Here is a 15,513-nt window from a genome sequence, read left to right as displayed (position 1 = left end):
GGAGGCAGCAGAGGAGTCAATCGCCATGGGCCGCAAAGGGTGGGCAGGGTCGCCGCCGCTTGATGACGACGAGGCGCGTAAGCGCATCGTCGATGCCGCACTGTCACGCATCGAACGTCAGGGTCCGGCACAGACCAGCCTGTCCGATGTCGCCGAATCTCTCGGAATCACCCGCAGGACCGTCTACCGCTACTTCGCGACGACGGAGGACTTGTTCACCGCCGCAGCCGAAGTCGCCCTCAACGGTTTCGTCGCCCGGATCGAGGCGATCACCGCCGACATCAACGACGTCGCCGGCCAACTCGTGGAGGTCGTGGCCTTCATCGTCGAACGCCTTCCCGACGAACCGCTACTGACCCTTCTCCTGGAGAACGACCGCACCAACCAGTTCAGCCGCCGGATGCTCGCCCCGCCGGTGATCGCCCGCTGTCGCGTCATCCTGCGGCACAGCCGGGTCGACTGGGAAGGCCTCGGCTACGGCGACGACGACATCGACGAGCTGACCGAGTTTCTGCTCCGGATCATCCAGTCGATGGTGGTCGCTCCTCCCGAGCCGCCGCGCGACGGCGACGCGCTGCGGGCCTTCCTGCACCGCTGGGTGAGCCCCGCTCTCAGTACTGGGCGATGACCGTCTCGCCGAACTTCTCGATCGTCTCGACGGCGTGGCTGAGGCTGTCCCCCGGCACCGTCACCTGAATCCAGGTCACGCCTGCCTGCTCCAGTTCCTTTGCGCCGGCGACGAACTGGTCGGGATTGAAGTCGTCGGCGCCCGGACTACCGCCTGCATCGTTGGTGAACGTGACGTCGACGCCGTGGGGATCGCGTCCCTCGGCCGCGAGGCGACGACGCAGATCGTCGACACCGGCCTTCAGGTGGTCGACGGTTTCCAGAGCCGCCGTCCGCGCGGTCTGCGCCAGCACCGCCGGCGCGCGGAACGGGCACCACCCCTGCGCATACTTCGCGACCCTGGTGCGTGCCGCGGACGTGTTGCCGCCCACCCAGATCGGCGGGTGCGGGGTGCTGACCGGCTTGGGATGGGCGGTGATGCCCCTGGCGCTGAAATGCGTGCCCTCGAAGCTCAGATCATCGGTCGTCCACACGTTGCGGATCACCTGCAGCGCCTCCTCGAACAGGGTCGCACGCTCGTCGAAATCGACTCCGAGGGCGGCGAATTCACGCTTCAGATAGCCCACACCGACGGCAAGGGTGAATCGGCCGTCGGAGATCAGGTCGAGCGTCGCACCGGCCTTGGCGACGACGAACGGATTGCGGTACGGCAGCACGACGATATTCGGGATCAGGCGCAGCGTCGACGTGTGCGCCGCGGCGAAACCCATCGCGACGAACGGGTCGAGGGCGTCGTGTCCGCCGGCCTCAAGCCAGCGTTGCGTCGGCGCGGGATGGTCGGTGAATCCGAACCCGCCGAAGCCCGCCTTCTCGGCGGCGACAGCCGTCTTCGCGATGCCGGCACCCGTCACCAGCTCGGGATTGTAGGGATGGCTGTGCATCGGATGGGTGATCGCGAACTGCATGGGCCGCCTCCGGGTCGAATCAGAATCATCTTCTCTACTTCAGAGAATGTCGTTACCATGCAGGCGGCAGAATGTACAGCAGCAGAAAGGTCACCGATGGGCAGACCGGAGATCGGTGTCTATCTCCCCCAGATGGGTTTCTCGTTCGCCGAGGTCCTGCATCGCGCGCGACGCTGCGAAGAGCTCGGGATCGACTCGCTGTGGCTATACGACCACCTGTACGGGCCGGGCATGCCGGACTATCCGTCGATGGAGGCCTGGACGCTGGCCACGGCGCTGCTGAGCCGGACCGAGACGCTGCGGGTCGGACACATGGTGCTGTGCAACCAGTTCCGCCACCCAGTCACCCTGGCGAAGATGGCGACCACGCTGGACCAGATCTCGGGCGGCCGCCTGTGTCTCGGCATCGGCAGCGGCTCCATCGAGGATGAGCACCGTCGCGCGGGACTGCCGTGGGGCACGTTCGCCCAACGGTCCGAGAAGCTCGGCGAGACCCTGCAGATCCTGCACCAGGCCTTCACCGACGGCCGGATCGACTTCGCCGGCAAGCACTTCACGGTCACGGACATGCCTGTCGCGCCAGGCGCGGTTCAGCAGCCGCGCCCGCCGATCGTCGTCGGGGGTGTCGGTGAGAAGTACACGCTGCCGCTGGTAGCCCGTTACGCCGACGTCTGGAATGTGCCGACCTATGCACTGGATCAGATCGAACCGAAGATCGCCGTCCTGCGGTCGCTCTGCGAGGAGATCGGGCGCGACCCCGACAGCATCGTCTTGTCGATCGAGGCGGTGATGGCGTTGGCGCCGGATGACTCTTTGCTGAAGTCCGTGCGCGCACTGGCCGAAAAGCGTTTCGGCGGCCAGGGATTCGGGCTGCATGACACCGGCTTGATCGGCACGCCGTCGTTCATGGTGGATCGGTTGGGCGCGCTGGCCGAGGCGGGCTTCGGCCAGATCGTGCTGTTCACCCACGACCGTGCCTCGGACCAGACACTGGAACTGTTGGCGTCGCAGGTGATCCCTGCGCTGTAGCGAACGTGGGCCCTGTGCACGCCGTACGCGTCCATCGCGTACATATCCCCCACGCTCGTCGCTAGCGGGGCGGCGAGTAATTCGGCTTGCCGAGGCCCAGCGCGTGCTGGGCGATCATGTTGCGGAACACGTCGAGGGTGCCCGCGTAAATGCCCATGGGCGAAGCCAGCCGGAACAGGTACTCGGCGGAGAGCCCATCCGGCACCGCCGACACGGCACCGGTGATGTCCATCAGGTCCGGCGTGATGTCCCGCAGCGTCTGCGCGATCGCCACCCGCCCGTACATGTCCGGCGCGCTCATCGCCGCCTCCAACCGCGCGATGCCGCGGCCCAGGCGGTAGGCCACCGACTCGTCGTCGACGTCGACCGTTCCCGCGAGTCGGTCCACCTCATCGGCGAGCAGCAGCGCATGCTCGGTCATGACGGCGAGCCGGTGCAGTCCGCTCGTATCGCGTTCGACGGTGCCGTGCTCGGCGTTGAGCGCCTCACGCAGCACCGCCCAGCCACCGTTGACGTCACCGATCCGGTAGCGGTCGTCGATACGGACGTCGCTGTAGAACGTGATGTTGGTGCGGTCGCCGTCGACGGTGCGGATCGGCTGCACCTCGACGCCGGACGCATTCATCGGGACCAGGAACATCGTCAGGCTCTGATGTTTCGGCGCTGTCGGGTCGGTGTTGGTGATCAGGAAGACGTACTGGGCGTTGTGCGCGTTCGACGTGAACATCTTGGAGCCATTAATGATCCAGCCGTCACCGTCGCGCACCGCGCGCGTCTTGCACGTCGCGACGTCCGAGCCGCCCTCGGGTTCGGTGTAGCCCAGACACAACCGGTACCGACCGGCAAGCACGTGTGCGAGGACCTCGTCTTTCAGCTCCTCCGACCCGAACTTCTCCACTGCCCTGGCGACCATCGCGGTCGTGCCCCAGTGGAACCACGGGGTGTGTGCCCGGCCGATCTCCAGCTCCCAGATCCGCCGCTGCACGGTCGTGAATCCGCCGTAGGCCTCGGTGCGCCAGTCACGTTCCAGATATCCCGCCGCGCCGAGTGCCAGGTGGACGCCCTCGTCGAAGTTCTCGCCCGTCTCGCGGTCCCGCCGGATCACCTCGTCGGTCACCACCGAGGCGAGGAACTCACGCAACTCCGCGTGGAAGGCCTGATCCTCATCGGAAAGCACGACCTCCGAGAAGTCCATCCCGACATCTCCCATCCGCTTGGCGCTCACCACGCAGCGTGACATTATGGCGTGAGTTTGTAAAGCGACCGCAGGAGGATCATCAGCGTGGGAATCGTGACGACGACGTCGGAGACAGCGTTCACCCAATCCCCCGAGGAGATCTACGACTTCGTGACCAACCCGGTCAACTGGACGAAGACATACCCGGGCAGCGCGCACGTCGGCAAGGTTCCCGAGAAACTCCCGCTGGAAGTCGGCGACACCTGGACCGAGGCCGGTCCCGACGGGAAGCGCATCTTCACCTGGCACCTCGCGATCGCCATGCGGCCCAGGTTGTGGATGTTCAACTCGGTGGGCAACCTCGGCCACGACAGCGACGGCAACGGAGGTATGCCGGGCCGAATCACGGTGCAGTACAAGTTCACCCAGCCCGGCCCCGGCATCACACTGTTCAGCCGGACCATGACCGTTGAGGCCTACCGCGAATCCCCGCTGCCCGACGGCTTCTTCCGCACCGTCAACCCTGCCAACATCGACTCGTACCACGAGGCGATCGCGAGGGAGTTGGCGAAGGTACCCTCAGCGTAGGAACGCTCTGCGGAGTGCCGCGCCCTGGATGTCGAACAGCTGACCGCTGACCTCCCAGTCCGGGACCAGCGAGTCGAAGCCGTGGCACGTCCCCGCGAAGACGTGCAACTCGGTGTTGACGCCTGCCCACATCAACCGCAGCGCGTAGTCGATCGCCTCGTCGCGGAGCGGATCGAGCTCCGAACAGGTGATCAAAGCCGGTGCGAGCGAGGACAACTCGTCGGTTCTGGCCGGCACGGCATCGTCCGGCACCGAAACATCGGCCCCGTAGTGGCGCCACATCCAGTCCACAGCCTCGGCGTCGAAGCCCGGCGTGGTGGTGAACTCGTCTTTCGACGGCGACGGTCTGTCGTCGAGGACAGGCTGGTGCAGAAGCTGGAAGACAACGGGCGGAGCCAACCCGAGTGCCGATCTCTGCGCGAGCTTCGCGGCGAGTGCACCACCGGCACTGCTGCCCGCCACGGCGATCCGGGCGGCGTCGATGCCCAGTTCAGCCGCGCTGCGTGCCACCCACTCGAGGATCGCCGACGCATCATCGAGCGCCGCGGGGAACGGATGTTCCGGTGCCAGCCGGTAATCCACCGACACGACCGTGGCGCGGGCGCGCCGTGCCAGTTCGATGCACTGCCGGTGATCGGTGTCGAGGTTGCCCAACACGAAGGCCCCGGAGTGGCAGTAGACGACCGCGGGTGACTGGGGTGGGCCGCCACGGTAGATCCGCACGGTGATCGCCCGCCCTTCCCCGATGCCGACCTCGCGCTGCTCCACCTCGACGCCGACAAGGTCTGCCGTCCTGGCAGTTTCGGCACGTCGCTGATTCAGTGAGTCCCGCACGGCCCCCAGGACGGGCGGCGACAGGTTGGTGCGCGCCGCCACGAGGTGACGCAGGGCCGGATCGAGACGGTCTTCGATGTCGCGGATCGGAATGGTCATCGCTCGACCTCGGCCTGCGCACCGACGTGAATGGTGCTGCGCTCCCTCGGTGCCTCGAACGTGTAGTCGCCGGGCCGGAACCACCGGGTGAGGCCCCAGAAGTCACGGGCGCTGCGGGGCCACTGGGTGACGACGCGGCCATTGGCGGCGCGGAAGTAGTTACTGCACCGGGTCAGCCACACGGTGCCCTGCATCCAGCCGTCGATCGTGTCGAGGAAGCGCTTCATGACGTCGGAACGCACCTCGATGTAGGACTTGTTCTTGCGGCGCATGTATTTCAGGGCGCGCACGATGTAGTGGGCTTGCGCCTCCAGCATGAAGATGACGCTGTTGGAGCCGACGTTGGTGTTGGGCCCGTACAGCATGAAGAAGTTGGGATAGCCCGGGACCGACATACCGAGGTAGGCGAACGCGCCGTCGCGCCACGTCTCACGCAGCGGTGCGTCGGCGCCGCGGACGTCGATCTGACCCAGGTAGTCCGCGGCCGCGTATCCGGTGGCGCACAGCACGACGTCAACGTCGAGTTCGGTGCCGTCCTCGGTGACCAGAGAGCGCGACCTCAGCGCGCGCGCCGGGCTCGACACCACCTCGACGTGCGGCTGGGTCAGCGTCTGCAGGTAGTTCGTGGCGAATACGAGACGTTTGCATCCGAAGGGGTGGGTCGGTGTCAGCTTGGCCCGCAGTTCGTCATCGGTGACGATCGACTCCAGCGTGCGCAGCGCGATGCCCTTGAACTCCTCTGTCTTGTCGCTGCCGTTCTCGATCACCGAGATGTTGGACTCGCTGCGCAGCCACAGCCGGGTGCGATATACCTTCTTCGCCAATGGGATTCGGGAGAACATCCACTTCTCCCGGTCGGTGTAGGCGCGGTCCGGCTTCGGCAGCACCCAGGTGGGTGACCGTTGCACGGAGTACACCGTGTCGGCGAGCTTGGCGACCTCGGGAACGAGTTGCGCCGCGGTCGAACCGGTGCCGAGAACGGCGACCTTGGCACCCCGGAGGTCGACGGAGTGATCCCATTCGGCGGTGTGCATGACCGTCCCGGTGAACGGCTCCTCCTCGACGAGGTCCGGCATTACCGGCTGGGTGAACAGTCCGATCGCCGACACCACGATGTCGAAGACGTGTTCGTCACCCGCGGCTGTTGTCAGATGCCATTTGCGTTCTTCGGAAACCCATCGGGCCGAGACGATCTCGGTGTTCAGGCGGAGCTTCTCGTGCAGCCGGTAACGCTGCGCGCACCGCTCGAAGTACTCGAGGATCTCCTCCTGACCGGACCACAGCCGCGACCAGTTGGCGTTGAGGTCGAACGAGAACGAATACAGGTGTGACTTCACGTCGCAGGCAAGACCTGGGTACGTGTTGATCCGCCACGTGCCGCCGACGCCGTCCTCGCGGTCGAAGATCGTGAAGTCGTCGAATCCGGCCTTGCGCAGGAAGATCCCGAGCGCGAGGCCACCGGGACCGGCGCCGATGATGCCGACGGAGAAATTTCTCGCCATGAAGGTCGTCATCCAATCTGGAGGGACTGCCCACCGTCGACGATGAGCTCAGAGCCGGTGATGAAGGAGGCGTGCTCGGAGACCAGAAAGGCGACCGCGTCGGCGATCTCCGTGGGCTTGCCGATACGGCCCATCAGGGCGTGCGCGGCAAGCCGCGTCTGCGTCGTCGCGTCGAGCATCGGCGTTTCGACCGGCCCGGGGAACACCGAGTTGACCCGGATCCCCGACGGAGCCAGCTCGACCGCGGCGACCTGGGTCAGGCCGCGCAGCGCCCACTTCGACGAGCCGTATGCGCTGTGGTTGGGAAACGGCCGGACCGCGCCGGTGCTGCAGGTGTTGACGATCGAGGCGCCGTCGGCGTCGCGCAGGTGCGGCAGCACGGCCTGGATCCCGAGGAACGGGCCGAGGCAGTTGACCCGCCAGCTCCCTTCGAACCCCGCCGGCGTCTCATCGGCCAGCGAAGCGCGGTGCAGCACACCGGCATTGTTGACGAGCGTGGTCAGCGCACCGAAGCGATCGATGACCCGGGCGACCGCCCTCCCCCACTGCTCGGCGGAGGTGACGTCGAGTTCCACGGCCATGGCGCGGTCGGTCCCGAATCCGGCGACCGTCGCGGCGAGGTCGTCGGCGAGCAGATCGCATGCCGCGACACTGAAGCCGTCGTCGAGCAGCCGCGCGACGATCGCCGCGCCCTGACCGCGGGCGGCACCGGTGACCAGGGCGACACGGGCCATCAGGACTCCCTCCCGCGAGCTTCGGCCAGGTGCGCGGCGGCGCCGCGGCGCAGCGCCTGGGATTCAGAGGCCAAGGTGATCATTCCGAAGCCGTTCTGCGCCAGCATGTTTCCGGCCACACCGGTGTTGGCGTGGATCCCGCTGACCAAGCCGGCCTCCACGGTGGTCCGCTGGATCTGCAGGATGACGTCGAGCACGTCCCGTCTCGTCCACGCCTCGGTCGGTCCGTGGCCCATCGAGATCGCGAGATCGGCTGGCCCGACATAGATTCCGGTGAGGCCGTCGACACCGCAGATCTCGTCGACGGCCGCTAGTCCCCTCGTCGTCTCGATCATCGCGAACACCGACACCCGCTCCTGCAGCGAGACCGGATCGATGCCCATGCTCGCGCGCAGCGGCCCGAAGCTACGGATACCGCTCGGGGCGTAGCGGGTGGCCGCGACCGCGGCGGCGGCGTCCGCCGCGGAGTCGACCATCGCGATGATCACTCCGTCGGCACCGGCGTCGAGCACCCGCCCGATCGGCGCGGCGGATGTGTCGGGAAGCCGAACCAGCGTGGCGACGGGTACGTGTTCGAGGCTGCGCAGCATCAGCGCGACGTCCGCATCGCTGAGATAGCCGTGCTGGACGTCGAATCCGACGTAGTCGTAGCCGGCCGCCGCGTACTCCTGCGGCCCGATCACCGTCGGGCCGACAACCCAACCACCGAACACGGGAGACCCCGCGGACAGCGCTTCCTGCAACCTGCTGGTCATGCGACGATCGCGATCTTGATGCGCCCGGGTACGGGCCGCGCGGCCAACTCGAAGGCGGCCTGCACGTCGTCGACGCCGAACGTGTGGGTCAGGTAACGGTCCAGCAGGCCGGGGTGGTCCGCGGCGAACGCGTCGGCCTTGCGCAGTACGCGCCTGCGTTCCATCGTGACACCCGATTTCAGCGTGAGGTTGTTCCGCAGCATGGTCCGCATGCTGATCGGGTACGAATCATCGTCGGGAACACCGAAATAGAAGACTGTGCCGCCGAATGCGGCCGCCTCCACCGCATGCGTCAACGTGGCGACCTGATGTCCCACCGCCTCGATCACGACGTCGGGTTTGGTGTCCGGTGTGAGGTGGCTGACCCAGCGGTCGCTGGTGGCCCGCACGACTGTGTCGACGCCGAACGCGGGCGCGATCCCAGACCGGTCGACGGGGTCCACGCCCGTGACGTGCGCTGCGCCTGCGACCTTCGCGGCGTAGGAGAACAGCAGCCCGATCGAACCCTGTCCCAGCACGGCGACGTGACGGCCGGTCAGATCGGGCAGTTGCTCGACGGCGTAGAGGACACACGCCAGAGGCTGCAACGCGACGGCGTGTGCGGGGCTCAGCGACGCCGCATAGGACATCAGGCCGTCGCCGTCGGCCACGACCTGTTCCATCAAACCGTCGAAACCCGAGGCCCATCCGACGACCCGGTCACCCTGCTGGTGGTCGGGGTGCCGGCTGGCGATCACCTCGCCGACGACCTCGTGGATCGGGAAACCGTCCTTGTCGGCGGCTTGCTTGCCGGTGTCGAAGGGTAGGCGCCCTTTGGTGCCCCGGAATCCGGGGAGGTCGCTGCCGCAGATGCCGGCGGCGAGGAACTGGAGCAGCACCTGACCGTCGGCCAGCGATTCCGGGGAGCGGGGCAGGACATCGCTTTTCGCGAACGTGTACGGGGCGACGAGACGATAGGACCACATGTCAGACCTCCACAGGGAGGTTATTCCAGCCCCATTGGAAGCTCGACGGGGGTCGCAACGCTGCATCGGTGTCGACGTGGAATTCGGGGACGCGCTTGAGCCATTCGGTGGCCAGGGTGGCGATCTCCAGGCGCGCCAGGTGCGCCCCGAGGCAGAAGTGCTGTCCGCGCCCGAAGGCCAGAAGCCGGGGTATCGGCCGGTTCCAGATGAACTCGTCGGGATTGTCGTACTCGCGCTCGTCCCTGCTCGCCGACGCGAGCAGCGAGATGATCCGCTGCCCCGGCGCAATCACCGTGTCGTGCAGCGTGAACGGCCGGCGCAACGTGCGGGCGAACCACTGCGCGGGTGCGCAGTAGCGGATCATCTCTTCGCGCACGACCGGCACGTTGGCATCGAGATCGGCACGGACCTCGGCGAGTTGGTCAGGCCGCGACGACAGTTCCCACAGCCCGTGGGCGACGATCTTCGGGACGGTCTCGGTACCCCCGATGAACACTCCGAGCATCTGGACGGCGGCTTCCATGTCGTTGAGCGCCGACCCGTCGGGCAGGCGGTAGGCCAGCAGGTTGTCGACGATCGGCAGCGGGTCGGACTCCCCCGCCCGCCTGCGCTCGACGATCGGCGTCAGGTATTCGAGATAGCCGGGGCGCGCGTTGGCGACTTCGACACCGTCACCGGGCTTGGCGAGGCTGCCCGCGTTGACGGTCGCCAACACATCGGCCGCCAGGTCGCTTGGCAGGCCGACGATCTCGCAGACGATCGACGCGGCGACGATTCCGCCGTAGTCCTGAGTCAGGTCGAACCGGCCCTGCGGCAGCAGTTCGTCGAGTCGTTCGTTGGCCAGGACGCGGATCCGCTCCCGAAGCGAGTTGACGTTCTTGGGCCGGAACGGCGCCGCGGTGCAGCGCCGGACCTCGTCGTAGATCGGGGCGTCGAAGTTGGCGTGAAAGGGCATGGGGTGCAACGGCGGATCCGGGACCGGCCCGTCGTGGTGCTGCGCCAGGACCGCGGCGGCCGGCAGTGTGCCGTCGGAGGCGACGAACGTTCCGTCGTTGATCTCCAGCACATTCCAGATGTCGTCGAACCGCGACAGCGCGTAGGTGTCCCACTTGTCCAGGTAGTAGACGGGATGCTGGTCACGAAGCACGCGGTAGAACGGCAGCGGATCGGCCATCACGGCCGGGTCGAAGGGGTCGTACATCACTTCAGCGGGGACGGTGGCAGGGCGGCCAGGATCGAGTCCTCCCAACCGTCACGCAACGCTGGGGCCACGCTCATCCACGTGACGATCTCGGCGGGCGGGGTGTCCTTCCACGACGGGTAGTGATTCTCGAAGCAGTCCCAGTCACCGTCGAGCGCCCAGTAGTGGATCACCTCGTTGAAGCGGAACGTCGTGATGAACGATCCGAGCCACCGCTTGCCCGTGGACTCCGACCACGGCACGTACAGCCGTTCGAGCTCACGGATGTAGTCGTCCTGCCGGCCCGGCTTTGTCTGCATGATCTCCTGGATCACCAACCCGGCCTTGAAGTCCGCGTCCTGCAACTGCGCCAGCGTCTTGTTGGAGCGCCCGGCGTACATGATCCGGCCCTCACCCTTGGCGCCGGTGTCACGCAGGTAGGCAGCCCATTTCGCCGCCGCTGCCTCGTGACTGCCCCCTGGCGCCTGCGCGCGGCCGATGCGGGCGTAGTCGGCGAATGCGTCGATCTCCCAGATGACCGTCGCCTGCGGCCAGTGCCCGTTGTACGGAGTCGTCTCCCACATCGCGAACAGACGCGCACCGAGTTCGGTCATCATCGGCTGGTAGACGGAGCTGAACTCTGCGACGAACTGTTCACCGCGCGCCGACCCGAGATCGATCGTCTCGTGCAGATAGAGCAGGGTGTGGCTGTGGTATTTCTTCATGTTCACGACATGCTCCCGATTGACAGCGGCACCCAGCGAGCGTGACACTTTTCGCGTGTTTTGTAAAGCAGCGAAACGCGATCGGATAGTCTTCGCCTGATGACACTCACCCCGTTGGCCAACGGCTTCTGCTTCGGCGAGGGCCCGCGCTGGTTCGAGGGCCTGGTGTGGTTCTCCGACATGCTCGGCGAGGCGGTGCACACCACCACTCTGAGCGGTGAGATGAGCACGTTGCCGCTGCCGGGCCATGCCCCGTCCGGCTTGGGTTTTCGCCCCGACGGGACCCTGCTGATCGTGTCCACAGAGCGGAGGCAGGTGCTGAGCTACGACGGTGATTCCGTCGTCACGGTCGCCGACCTGTCTGCACTCGTCCCCGCCAATCTCGGCGACCTGGTGATGGACAGCCGCGGTTGCGCCTACGTCGGATCCCAGGCTCGCGAAGGCGGCGTGATCGTCCGTGTCGACCCCGACGACGAGACCCGCACAGCCGTGGTTGCCGATGATCTCGAATTCCCCAACGGCATGGCGATCACACCGGACGGCTCGACGCTGATCGTGGCCGAGTCCACGGGACGGCGGTTGACGGCGTTCACCATCGCCGACGACGGATCACTGGGCCGGCGAAGGGTTTTCGCCGAGGGCCTGGACGGACCGCCCGACGGCATCTGTCTCGACGACGGCGGTGGGGTGTGGGCGGGCATGACCCTGGCGCATCAGTTCCAGCGCATCGTCGAGGGAGGTGCCGTCACCGACCGCATCGACGTCGGCGACCGGGTGGCGATCGCCTGCACGCTGGGTGGCGAGGAAGGCATCACGCTATTCGCGGTGACCACGACGGACGCCTACCCCGAACGTCTGCGGGGCACGAAACTGTCGAGCCTGGACGCCGTCAACGTCGAGTTCCCCGCCGCCGGCTTCGTCCCCGAGCCCCACATTCACTGATCCGAAAGGCGTCGTGTGTCTGATTCCTACTACGAGCTTGTCGACGCCGCGGACGAGCTCGGCGAGAAGTTCACCGCCACCGACTACGTCCGCAGCACATGGTCGGCGGCCATCCAGCATGCCGCGCCGGTATCCGCGCTCCTGGTGCGCGGGCTGCAGCGCTGCGAGCCCCGCGACGACACCCGGCTGAGCCGCGTGCTGGTCGACCTTCTCGGCCCCGTCCCCGCCGAGGGTGATTTCTGGGTGCGGGCCCGGCGCGAGAGATCGGGCAAGCAGATCGAATTGGTCAGCGCCGAGATGCTCGCCCTGGGTCCCGACGGCGAACCCAGGCCGGTGGCCAGGGCCAGCGGATGGCGCCTACAGACGATGGACACCGCTGCGGCAGTGCACACCCCGGCGAAACCGTTGCGTCCCGTGAGTGAGGCCTTCACCCGCGACATGAAGAAGCGATGGGACCTCAACTACGTCCACAGCCTCGACTGGCGCTGGCTGACCACACCGGGCGGTGATGGCCCCGGCGAGTCGTGGATCAAACCCGAGGTCGACCTCGTCACGGGTGAGTCGATGACCCCGCTGGAGCGTTTGTTCGCGGTCGCCGACTGCGCCAACGGCATCGGCACAAAACTCGACATCCGCGCCTGGACGTTCCTCAACACCGATCTGGCCGTGCACATCCATCGGATCCCCGACGGTGAGTGGGTCGGCATCAGAGCCGAAACCAGTTACGGCCCAGATGGAATCGGCACCACGCTCGGCACGCTGTTCGACGAGTCCGGTGCCGTGGGTGCCATCCAGCAGTCAGTCCTCGTCCGGCCCCGCCCGCCCCGGCCCGCGGAATAGGATTCCTGGTCGTTCCCCGGGGTCAATCCACAGCCGGGAATCCTATTCCGCGGCAAGGTAGAGGGCGGCCGCCGGGCACTGGGTAACGGCCTGCTGCATGCGCGGGCGGTCGGCCTCGGGGCGCTCGGCGTCGTGGATGACGACGGTGCCGTCGTCCTGCACCTCGAAGATCTCCTCTGCGATCGACTCACAGATCCCGTGTCCGGTGCACTTGGCGAGGTCCACTCCAACTTTCACGATCGCTCCTGGGTCAACGGACGTGGGCAGGCAGGCGCTTCACGCCGTGCACGAAGCTGCTGTACAGCAGGTCTGGCTCGCCGAGCTCGATGGTCTTGATTCGAGTCAGCAACTCCCGGAACAGGTTTCGCAGCTCTGCTTTGGCGAGTTGATTTCCGAGGCAGAAATGCGGGCCACCGCCACCGAAGCCGAGGTGCAAATTCGGTGACCGCGCCACGTTGAATGCGCCGGGATTGTCGAACACCGTCTCGTCGCGGTTGGCAGAGCAGTAGAACAGCCCGACCTTGTCGCCCTCGGCCACCGGCTGGCCGTTGATTTCGGTGTCCTGCGTGGCGAAGCGCGCGAACTGGAGCACGGGCGAAGACCAGCGGACGAACTCCTCGACGGCCACGCCGATGCGACCCTCGAAGTCCTCGGTAAGCCACGCCCGCTGTTCGGGGTTGTCGAGCAGCGCCATCATGACGTGGGTCGTCGTCTGTTTGGTGGTGTCGTTGCCCGCCGACGACAGCAGGATCAGGAACGCCCCGATCTCCTCGTCGGTGAGCCGGTGCCCGTCCACCTCGGCGTTGACGATGCTGGTCATCAGGTCGTCGCCGGGGTTGGCCCGCCGGAACTTCGCCAGCTCGGCGCCCGTGCTCGACAGCAGCATGATCTCGTTGAGGGTGTTGGCGGCGCGTTCCTCGATCGAGCTGTACTCGTCGTCGCTCATCGAGAACAGCTTCTCGGCGGCCAGCGCCACCGCAGGCTGATCGGCGCTCGGCACCCCCAGCATCTCCATGATCGTCAGCATCGGAAGGCGCGCAGAGCAATCGGCGACGAAGTCGATGTCGCCGGCGCCCACCAGGTCGTCGACGATGGCGACGGCACCGCGGTGGATCTGCTCTTCGATCCGGCGGACGTTGCGTGGCGTGAACGCCGAGCTGATCAGCCGCCGGTACGTCGAATGCTGGGGTGGATCCATCGTCAGGAAGAAGGATGCGAACCGCTGCACCTCGGCGGGCATCGGGTCAAGGGCGACACCGCGTTCGGAGGTGAACAGCTCGGGATGCTGGCTGACGTAGGCGATGTCGGCGCGACGCGTGAGGGCCCAGTATCCGGGCTCCTCCATCGGGAACAGCGACGGGAACGGTGCATGCCACGTGAGGCCCGTGCCGGCACGCAACCGCGCGAAGGTCTCGTCGCGCTGTGCGAACGGCCGGCTCCAGAAGTCGTGCGACGTGATGTCGATCGCGCTGTGTTCACGTTCGTCCAGGGATGGGGCCGTCACAGATTTAGCGTGACACTTCGTCGATAATTTGTAAAGCTAGAGCGATGGAGCAGTCGGCGGCGGACAACGCGACACGGCAGAAGATCCTTGCCGCCACCGCAGAGGTGCTGGGCCGCAACGGCACCGCCAAGTTGTCGCTGTCCGAAGTCGCCTCCCAGGCCGGCGTGTCGCGCCCCACGCTGTACCGGTACTTCGCCGACAAACGGGAACTGCTCGACGTGTTCGTCGTCTGGGAGCGCCAGTATTACGAGCGCGCCATCGCCAAGGCCACCTCTGGCCTCCCCGCGCACGAACGACTGGACGCCGCGCTGCGGGTCATCGTCGAATACCAGCTGTCCTACCCGGGACTGCGGATGGTCGACGTCGAACCCGACCAGGTGATCCGTCGGATGGAACGCGTCCTGCCGCTGATGCGGGAACGGCTTCAGCGCCTGTGCACCGGGCCGGACGCGGCGCTGTCGGCGGCGACCGCGGTCCGGGTGGCGATCTCGCAGTATCTCGTGCGCAGCGACGACTCCGACGGCTTTCTCGCCCAGCTACGCCACGCGGCTCGGGTCAAGCACCAGGCTGGCCCGTCAGTTGAGATCGCCGATGGCTGAATGGATCTGGGAGACCCTGTCGGCATCGATGCCCCACGGATGCGCCACCCCGACCCGGGTGTCCAGGTCCCACAGCACACACTGCTCGTTCGGGCCGGCGACCATCGACCACGCGATCACGGTGCGCCGGAGTTGTTCTGAGGCGCTCCCTGCAGCCGATGCGACGCCAGCGGGTGTGCCGCCCTCGGGGTGGTGGTGCAGAAAGCGTCCGTAGGCCTGGTCGCAGAACGCCGAATACCGTGCGGTACAGAGGATCAGCCCGTGCCAGGCCTCGTCGACAGCGCGTGAGGGCATTCCGATCACCTGGTCGTCCCGCATCGCCGCCCCGCAACACCGCAACCACTGCCGCAGCCCCGTTTCGACGAGTGGACGCGGTTGCCAGGGACAGGTTTTGAACACAGCGTCGGGGAGCTCAAGCCCGGCCACCGCGGCCTGCATCCGATCGAAACGAATCTCGCGTCGGCGCCACATACTCGCAGTCTGTAGGGTGCTGCCCTGGGGCGCAAGC

18 protein-coding genes are annotated in these 15,513 nt (G+C 66.7%); 6 read left to right on the top strand and 12 right to left on the bottom strand.

Features of this window, described 5'->3' with window-relative positions; all coding sequences use genetic code 11:
- Positions 1 to 25: 25 nt before the first annotated feature.
- The gene (locus P9A17_RS09920) at positions 26 to 628 is read left to right on the top strand and encodes a TetR/AcrR family transcriptional regulator (protein ID WP_278038360.1); all 603 of its coding nucleotides are present in this window, start codon (positions 26 to 28) and stop codon (positions 626 to 628) included.
- Here the strand turns inward: P9A17_RS09920 and P9A17_RS09915 are convergent.
- A complete protein-coding gene (locus P9A17_RS09915) occupies positions 612 to 1,532 on the bottom strand; it encodes an LLM class F420-dependent oxidoreductase (RefSeq protein ID WP_278038359.1) in 921 nt (306 codons plus the stop codon). The genes P9A17_RS09920 and P9A17_RS09915 overlap by 17 nt on opposite strands.
- A gap of 96 nt (positions 1,533 to 1,628) precedes the next feature.
- On the opposite strand from P9A17_RS09915, the gene P9A17_RS09910 reads away from it, so the two are divergent.
- Positions 1,629 to 2,561, top strand: coding sequence for an LLM class flavin-dependent oxidoreductase (locus P9A17_RS09910; protein ID WP_278038358.1), 933 nt, complete (start codon positions 1,629 to 1,631; stop codon positions 2,559 to 2,561).
- 61 nt (positions 2,562 to 2,622) lie between these two features.
- Here the strand turns inward: P9A17_RS09910 and P9A17_RS09905 are convergent, their stop codons facing one another.
- Positions 2,623 to 3,756: an acyl-CoA dehydrogenase family protein gene (locus P9A17_RS09905; RefSeq protein WP_278038682.1), complete on the bottom strand. Its 1,134-nt coding sequence runs from the start codon at positions 3,754 to 3,756 to the stop codon at positions 2,623 to 2,625.
- An 87-nt stretch (positions 3,757 to 3,843) separates the two neighbouring features.
- Here P9A17_RS09905 and P9A17_RS09900 point away from each other — a divergent pair, with 87 nt between their 5' ends.
- Positions 3,844 to 4,326, top strand: a complete 483-nt coding sequence (locus P9A17_RS09900; RefSeq protein WP_278038357.1) for an SRPBCC family protein — start codon at positions 3,844 to 3,846, stop codon at positions 4,324 to 4,326.
- Here P9A17_RS09900 and P9A17_RS09895 read toward each other — a convergent pair.
- The 7 genes from P9A17_RS09895 to P9A17_RS09865 are packed head-to-tail and all read right to left on the bottom strand — an operon-like array spanning position 4,318 to position 11,120.
- A complete protein-coding gene (locus tag P9A17_RS09895; RefSeq protein WP_278038356.1) occupies positions 4,318 to 5,259 on the bottom strand; it encodes an alpha/beta hydrolase in 942 nt (313 codons plus the stop codon). The genes P9A17_RS09900 and P9A17_RS09895 overlap by 9 nt on opposite strands.
- A complete protein-coding gene (locus P9A17_RS09890; protein WP_278038355.1) occupies positions 5,256 to 6,761 on the bottom strand; it encodes an NAD(P)/FAD-dependent oxidoreductase in 1,506 nt (501 codons plus the stop codon). The genes P9A17_RS09895 and P9A17_RS09890 overlap by 4 nt, the downstream gene beginning before the upstream one ends.
- An 8-nt stretch (positions 6,762 to 6,769) precedes the next feature.
- The gene (locus P9A17_RS09885) at positions 6,770 to 7,495 is read right to left on the bottom strand and encodes an SDR family oxidoreductase (protein WP_278038354.1); all 726 of its coding nucleotides are present in this window, start codon (positions 7,493 to 7,495) and stop codon (positions 6,770 to 6,772) included.
- Positions 7,495 to 8,250, bottom strand: coding sequence for an aldolase/citrate lyase family protein (locus tag P9A17_RS09880; RefSeq protein ID WP_278038353.1), 756 nt, complete (start codon positions 8,248 to 8,250; stop codon positions 7,495 to 7,497). Before P9A17_RS09880 ends, P9A17_RS09885 begins: the two co-directional genes overlap by 1 nt.
- A complete protein-coding gene (locus tag P9A17_RS09875; protein ID WP_278038352.1) occupies positions 8,247 to 9,215 on the bottom strand; it encodes a zinc-binding dehydrogenase in 969 nt (322 codons plus the stop codon). The genes P9A17_RS09880 and P9A17_RS09875 overlap by 4 nt, the downstream gene beginning before the upstream one ends.
- 1 nt (position 9,216) lies before the next feature.
- Positions 9,217 to 10,416, bottom strand: coding sequence for a cytochrome P450 (locus P9A17_RS09870; RefSeq protein ID WP_278038681.1), 1,200 nt, complete (start codon positions 10,414 to 10,416; stop codon positions 9,217 to 9,219).
- Complete coding sequence (locus tag P9A17_RS09865) at positions 10,416 to 11,120, bottom strand: NIPSNAP family protein (RefSeq protein ID WP_278038680.1); 705 nt, start codon at positions 11,118 to 11,120, stop codon at positions 10,416 to 10,418. The genes P9A17_RS09870 and P9A17_RS09865 overlap by 1 nt, the downstream gene beginning before the upstream one ends.
- 99 nt (positions 11,121 to 11,219) lie before the next feature.
- Between P9A17_RS09865 and P9A17_RS09860 the strand changes: the two genes are divergently transcribed.
- Positions 11,220 to 12,062 (top strand): SMP-30/gluconolactonase/LRE family protein, encoded by an 843-nt coding sequence (locus P9A17_RS09860; RefSeq protein ID WP_278038351.1) that lies wholly within the window; start codon positions 11,220 to 11,222, stop codon positions 12,060 to 12,062.
- A gap of 15 nt (positions 12,063 to 12,077) precedes the next feature.
- A complete protein-coding gene (locus tag P9A17_RS09855; RefSeq protein ID WP_278038350.1) occupies positions 12,078 to 12,902 on the top strand; it encodes a thioesterase family protein in 825 nt (274 codons plus the stop codon).
- 42 nt (positions 12,903 to 12,944) lie between these two features.
- Here P9A17_RS09855 and P9A17_RS09850 read toward each other — a convergent pair whose 3' ends face one another.
- Both P9A17_RS09850 and P9A17_RS09845 read right to left on the bottom strand, forming a co-directional pair.
- The gene (locus tag P9A17_RS09850; protein WP_278038349.1) at positions 12,945 to 13,139 is read right to left on the bottom strand and encodes a ferredoxin; all 195 of its coding nucleotides are present in this window, start codon (positions 13,137 to 13,139) and stop codon (positions 12,945 to 12,947) included.
- A 13-nt stretch (positions 13,140 to 13,152) separates the two neighbouring features.
- Entirely contained in the window at positions 13,153 to 14,406 is a 1,254-nt protein-coding gene (locus P9A17_RS09845) for a cytochrome P450 (RefSeq protein WP_278038348.1), read from the bottom strand.
- Between the two features lie 44 nt (positions 14,407 to 14,450).
- Here P9A17_RS09845 and P9A17_RS09840 point away from each other — a divergent pair, with 44 nt between their 5' ends.
- The gene (locus P9A17_RS09840; RefSeq protein ID WP_278038347.1) at positions 14,451 to 15,005 is read left to right on the top strand and encodes a TetR/AcrR family transcriptional regulator; all 555 of its coding nucleotides are present in this window, start codon (positions 14,451 to 14,453) and stop codon (positions 15,003 to 15,005) included.
- On the opposite strand, the gene P9A17_RS09835 is transcribed toward P9A17_RS09840, so the two are convergent.
- The gene (locus tag P9A17_RS09835) at positions 14,982 to 15,476 is read right to left on the bottom strand and encodes a hypothetical protein (protein ID WP_278038346.1); all 495 of its coding nucleotides are present in this window, start codon (positions 15,474 to 15,476) and stop codon (positions 14,982 to 14,984) included. The genes P9A17_RS09840 and P9A17_RS09835 overlap by 24 nt on opposite strands.
- Positions 15,477 to 15,513 lie beyond the last annotated feature (37 nt).

Origin of the sequence: Mycobacterium sp. 236(2023), assembly GCF_029623955.1 — a bacterium.
Taxonomy (GTDB): domain Bacteria; phylum Actinomycetota; class Actinomycetes; order Mycobacteriales; family Mycobacteriaceae; genus Mycobacterium.
The sequence above is the reverse complement of the archived record's forward strand: the minus strand, read 5'-3'. Positions and strand labels throughout refer to the sequence as shown.